Annotated in this window: 5 protein-coding genes; 2 read left to right on the top strand and 3 right to left on the bottom strand. The window is 63.5% G+C overall.

Annotation, left to right across the window (positions count from 1 at the left end; translation table 11 throughout):
- On the top strand, nucleotides 1–162 hold a 162-nt coding region (locus ACFFAR_RS24080), incomplete at its 5' end, for a formate dehydrogenase subunit delta (RefSeq protein ID WP_174364537.1).
- Nucleotides 163–229: 67 nt separating this feature from the next.
- Here ACFFAR_RS24080 and ACFFAR_RS24085 read toward each other — a convergent pair.
- The 3 genes from ACFFAR_RS24085 to ACFFAR_RS24095 form a co-directional block, all read right to left on the bottom strand.
- Nucleotides 230–1,936, bottom strand: a complete 1,707-nt coding sequence (locus ACFFAR_RS24085; protein ID WP_174364538.1) for an FAD-dependent monooxygenase — start codon at nucleotides 1,934–1,936, stop codon at nucleotides 230–232.
- A gap of 72 nt (nucleotides 1,937–2,008) precedes the next feature.
- On the bottom strand, nucleotides 2,009–3,028 hold the full coding sequence (locus ACFFAR_RS24090; protein ID WP_174364539.1) for a cation diffusion facilitator family transporter: 1,020 nt from the start codon (nucleotides 3,026–3,028) through the stop codon (nucleotides 2,009–2,011).
- Nucleotides 3,029–3,388: a helix-turn-helix transcriptional regulator gene (locus ACFFAR_RS24095; protein WP_086386241.1), complete on the bottom strand. Its 360-nt coding sequence runs from the start codon at nucleotides 3,386–3,388 to the stop codon at nucleotides 3,029–3,031. It lies immediately after the preceding gene.
- A gap of 110 nt (nucleotides 3,389–3,498) precedes the next feature.
- Here ACFFAR_RS24095 and ACFFAR_RS24100 point away from each other — a divergent pair.
- On the top strand, nucleotides 3,499–5,099 hold a 1,601-nt coding region (locus ACFFAR_RS24100), incomplete at its 3' end, for a tetratricopeptide repeat protein (protein WP_375508594.1).

The following is a 5,099-nucleotide window of genomic DNA, read 5'->3' on the forward strand; positions in this document are numbered from 1 at the left end:
GATGGAGTCGCCAATCACATTCACAAGTACTGGGCGCCGCGAATGCGAACGCCGATTCTGGAAGCGCTGGATGATCCGGAGTTGAGCGCGAAGCTTCATCCGATCGTGGTGAAGGCGTTGACCAAGCATCGGGAGGTGCTGACGCCGGCGGTTGCGGCTTAGGGGTTGGGGGATTTTCGCAAGAGGGGACCGCCGAGTGCGGTCCTTTTTTCGTTTGCGTCGCCTGACCCTACTCCTCCGTCCCCGCCCCGAACCATGTCTCGCAGTGCCTCAACAACCCTTGCGTATCGGAAGGCGCGCGTCCTCGCGCTGCAATATATCCATCCGGCCGCACCAGATAAAAACACGGCCGCGTCCTTCCATACGCTTCAGTCAACGAACGTGCGCCGTCATCGCCTTTATCGGTGATGCGCCATACGCGCACACTGTTCGGCAACGTCTCTTCTACTGATTTCGCCAGTTCATCGAGCTCCTTGTCGCGCAATGCGTGCGCCACGGTCAGCGTCGCGGGCGCAAGTGCAATGTCATCGTCCTCCGAGGGCTTCACCATCAGGAACAGCGAGAAATACGCGGGATCGTGAAGATCGAAGAGACAACCGACACCGGGCGCACGCCCAAGCGGTCCATCGACCACATGCACCCACGCATCCGGCGCGCGATCGCCCGCACGCGGGCCGCCATCGAGCCCGCGTTCGAGCGTCAACGGACTTTTCCGATATTGCACCGACAACTCGCTGACCGTGCGCCGCGCGGCATCGCGCAAAGGACCGATCGCCGATAACACCGGCATCACGTGATCGCGAATCAGCTTCATCGGGCCATGTTCGGCGGCGGCCATCTGCGTCATGAAACTCGATGTCCGCAGCACTTCGCGCTCTATAGGATGACGCTCGGTGTGGTACGTATCGAGCAGTCGATCCGACGCCACGCCCGCCAGCGTCCGCGCGATCTTCCAGCCCAGATTGAACGCTTCCTGAATGCCCGTATTCATGCCTTGCGCACCGGCAGGACTATGGACATGCGCGGCATCGCCGGCGAGGAACACGCGCCCGGATCGCATCTGGTCCACCATGCGGTTGTTCAGCCGGAAATACGATGACCACGCGAGGTTCGTCACCGTCACCCGATGATGAATGCGCCGCGCGATGAGTTCGCGGCATTCATCGAGCGTAGGCGCCGCGCTTTTTTGCAGGCTGTCGGGCGCGTCCGGCGATTGTGCCGCGACACGCTGATCGGCGATCAGGCGCGTGCGCCCGCCACCCATCGGGAACAACGTGGCAATGCCTTCACCCGACGCAAAGATATGGAATTCGTCGTCGGGCCATTCGGTGTCGGCGTGAAGATCGGCGAGCAGGAAAGTCTGCTCGAAGGTCTTTCCCGTGAACTCGATGTTCAGTCCATGCCTCACCGTGCTGTGTGCGCCGTCCGCTCCAATCAGGTACGACGGCCGCACATGCTCTTCCGCGCCGTTGGCATGCTGCAGCGTGGCTTCAAGCCCCGCCGCCCCCTGGTTGAAGTGGATCAATTCCACGCCACGTTCCACACGCACATCGAACGTTTCAAGATGTTCGGTCATGAGACGTTCGGTGACGGATTGATCGAGGAAAAGCAGAAAGGGATAGCGCGTTTGCAAGGGATCGAAGTCGAGTTGCGTGAGGCGCTGCCCGTTCGAATAAAGGTTGCCAGTCCGCGCCCGGTGACCCAGTTCCAGAAACGGCTCGACCAGCCTGTGCTGTTCGAACAATTCGAGCGTGCGCGCCTGGATGCCGATGGCGCGCGACCACGGCGAGGGTTCGGGGGCTTTATCGACCAGGCGCACCGGAATGCCGGCGCGCGAGAGGCTCATGGCAGCGGCGAGACCCGTGGGACCGGCGCCCGCGATGAGCACCGGCGATACATCGAGCGTTTTGTGTCGGTTCGGCTTCTGCGCGGACATGCGCTTCTCCATCAAACGTCACTGACTTCCAGTGTACGCCGGTCGTAATCGGCAAACGCGGGGATCCAACCCTCAGTGCGCGTGCGCCTTTTCACCCAGCGAACAACTGTGCACCGTCGTGCCCATTTCCACTTGCAGGGTCGCGTGGTGCATGGCGTAGTCGCGGCGCAGTGTTCCCACGATTGCATCGACGAAAACATCGCCCGGATGTCCCGCCGGCATCACGATATGCGCGGTCATCGCGTTTTCGGTGGTGGAAAGCGCCCAGACGTGGAGATCGTGGACGTCGGTGACGCCCGGCAAGTCGGAGAGATATTTTTCGATACGCGGCTTGTCCACGCCCGGCGGCACCGCGGCCATGGCAAGACGCATGGCGTCGCGCCCCAGCCCCCACGTCCCGGCCACGATCACCGCGACCACGACAATGCTCATCACCGGATCGACCCAGCTCGCGCCGGTATAGAGGATCACGAGGCCGCTCACGGCGACCGCGGCCGAGATGCCGGCATCGCCCGCCATGTGCAGGAACGCGCCGCGGATGTTCAGGTCTTCCTTGCTGCCGCGCATGAAAAGCCACGCGGAGAAACCGTTGACCACCAGCCCGATCGTCGCAACGATAAACACATCGAGTCCCGCAACCGGCGCGGGATTGAGCAGGCGCTGGACGGCCTCGAGCACGATCGCGCCGCACGCGAACAGCAGCAGCGCGGCGTTGGCGAGCGAAGCGAGTATCGACGAACTGCCGAGTCCGAATGTGTATCGTTCCGATGGCTTTCGCGTGCCGAGCCAGACCGCGCCCCAGGCAAGCAGGAGGCCGAGGACATCGGAGAGATTGTGGCCCGCGTCGGCGAGCAGCGCGGTCGAATGCGCGATGAACCCGTACACCGCCTGCACGATCACGATCACCACGTTCAGCGCGACCGCTATCGCGAAGGTGCGGCCCTGCCCGGCTTGCGGCGCATGGTGGTGATGATGGCCGCCTTTGTGATCGTGGCCGTGTGCCTCGTGAGCCTCGTGAGCCTCGTGGTCATGCGCGTGACCTTCGTGCCCGTGGTCATGATGCTGATGTTGATGCGTCGGTCGAGGTGCCATTTAATCGTTATCCGGTCTGAAATCGGCGTGCGGCTCGGCGATATGCTCGAGCAATTCAGCCAGCATGCCGCTGATGTGCTGGTCAGCGGCGAGATAGAAAACCTGCTTGCCTTCGCGCTCTGCCCGCACGATTCGCGCCGCCCGCAGCAAGCGCAAATGGTGGCTCACGAGCGAAGCCGATAACCCCAGCGACTCGGCTATGGCCCCCACGGGCGTGCGCCCTTCCACGCACGTCAACACGATGCGCAAACGCGTCGGGTCACCCAGCAGGCGGAACAGGTCGGCGAGCGGAACGACGCGCTCGTCGGTTGAAACGTCGTTTAGCAGCAGCGCTGAAGGCACGATTGTTGTATCGAACATATGAACAGGTGTTCACATGTTATCGAGACCAGGTCGTCGGCGTCAACGCAAAAATCGGGATCGGCGGTGAACGTGTGGGAAAATGGCGTGTTCGCATTCGATTTCCCTCAATGGATACAGTTTTTGCGCGCGGCTTCGCAGCACATCGCGACGGCCGCCTCACCGAAGCGGAACGCGACTATCAGGCCGCGCTCGCCGCAGAGCCCTCCCACGTCGACGCACTTCATCTGCTCGGCGTGCTGCGCCACCAACAAGGCCAGCACGCGGAAGCGGCCGATCTGGTGCGCCGCGCGGCAGACCTGCGTCCCGCCGATCCCGCCTTGCAGCTCAACCTCGGCAATGCGCTGAAGGCGCTCGGCCGGATCGATGACGCCATCGAAAGGTTTCGTAACGCGTTGCACCTGGAACCCGGCTTTTCGCTCGCGCAATACAACCTGGGCAATGCGTACGCTGCGGCGGGCCGTCACGAAGACGCCGCCGATGCCTTCGAAAAAGCCCTGCGCCTGCAGCCCGGCGACGCGCCTACCTGGAACAATTTCGGCAACGCGCTGCTTGGAATGCGCCGTTTCGAGGAAGGCGCGAAGGCGTTCCGCCGCGCGCTTCAAATACGGCCGGGCCACGCGGGCGCGCACAACAACCTGGGCATGGCGCTCAATGCGCTCGGCGACACCCACGGCGCCATCCAGCAATTTCGCGAAGCCATTGCCGCCGAGCCGAACTATGTCGCGGCGCATTTCAACCTGGGCAATCTTCTCGATACGGTCGGCCGCCCGCATGAAGCCGTGCCCGTGCTGCAGAAAGTGCTGCGCATGCAGCCGCAATTCGCGCCCGCGCACTTTGGACTCGGGCACGCGCTTGCGGGTATAGGCGAGCATGAAGCCGCGTTGCCGCAGTTCGAGCGCGCGGTCGGACTCGATCCGAAATACAGCGTGGCGTGGCTCGGACTTGGCAACGCGCATTTCGCGCTCGGCGGTCATAAAGCGGCGCTGCGTGCCTTCGATCAGGCGTTGCGCCTCGATCCAGGCCTCGTTGCGGCGAACCTGAATCGCGCTCTGACATTGCTTGCGCTCGGCGATTACGCTCGCGGACTGAGCGCTTATGAATGGCGCCTGCGCGCGCCAGCCAGCGTCCCGGCTCCGGGCCTGCCCGTGTGGAAAGGCGCGCCCATGCCGCGCGAGACGCTGTGGATCCGCGCAGAACAGGGCTTCGGCGATACCTTGCAGTTCGTGCGTTTCGTGCCGTTCGCGGCGAAGCTCGTCGGCCAGATCGTGCTCGAGGTGCAACCGGCGCTTGTCGCGCTGCTCGAGCCGGCGGCAAACGCGGCGGGCGTCATATTGAAAAGCACGCTGACACCCCCTCCCGCCGACATTGACGCGTTCATCCCCCTGCTCAGCTTGCCGCTGGCGCTGGGTGTATCGAATACGGAAATGGTGCCGGCGCGCACGCCCTATCTCGTGGTGCCAGCCGCGTATCGCAAGAAATGGCGCGGGTCGCTCGGCGGCCAGTCGAAGCGCAAACTCGGCATTGTATGGTCGGGCCGGATCCAGCCCGGCGAGACGCGTTCGGCGCCGCTCGCGTTACTGGAACCTTTGTTCATGCTGGAAGGCATCGACTGGATCGTGCTGCAGCCCACGCTCACCACCGAAGAACGCGCGCTGCTGGACAAGCATCCGCGGGCGCGTTTCATTCAGCGGCTGGAAGACAAGCTGGA

The organism is uncultured Caballeronia sp. (assembly GCF_964243625.1).
GTDB lineage: Bacteria > Pseudomonadota > Gammaproteobacteria > Burkholderiales > Burkholderiaceae > Caballeronia.

What these genes read in the sequence shown, in the direction of transcription:
- ACFFAR_RS24085 (WP_174364538.1), bottom strand. Translation starts at nt 1,936, where the DNA reads ATGTCCGCGCAGAAGCCGAACCGACACAAAACGCTCGATGTATCGCCG.
- ACFFAR_RS24090 (WP_174364539.1), bottom strand. Translation starts at nt 3,028, where the DNA reads ATGGCACCTCGACCGACGCATCAACATCAGCATCATGACCACGGGCAC.
- ACFFAR_RS24095 (WP_086386241.1), bottom strand. Translation starts at nt 3,388, where the DNA reads ATGTTCGATACAACAATCGTGCCTTCAGCGCTGCTGCTAAACGACGTT.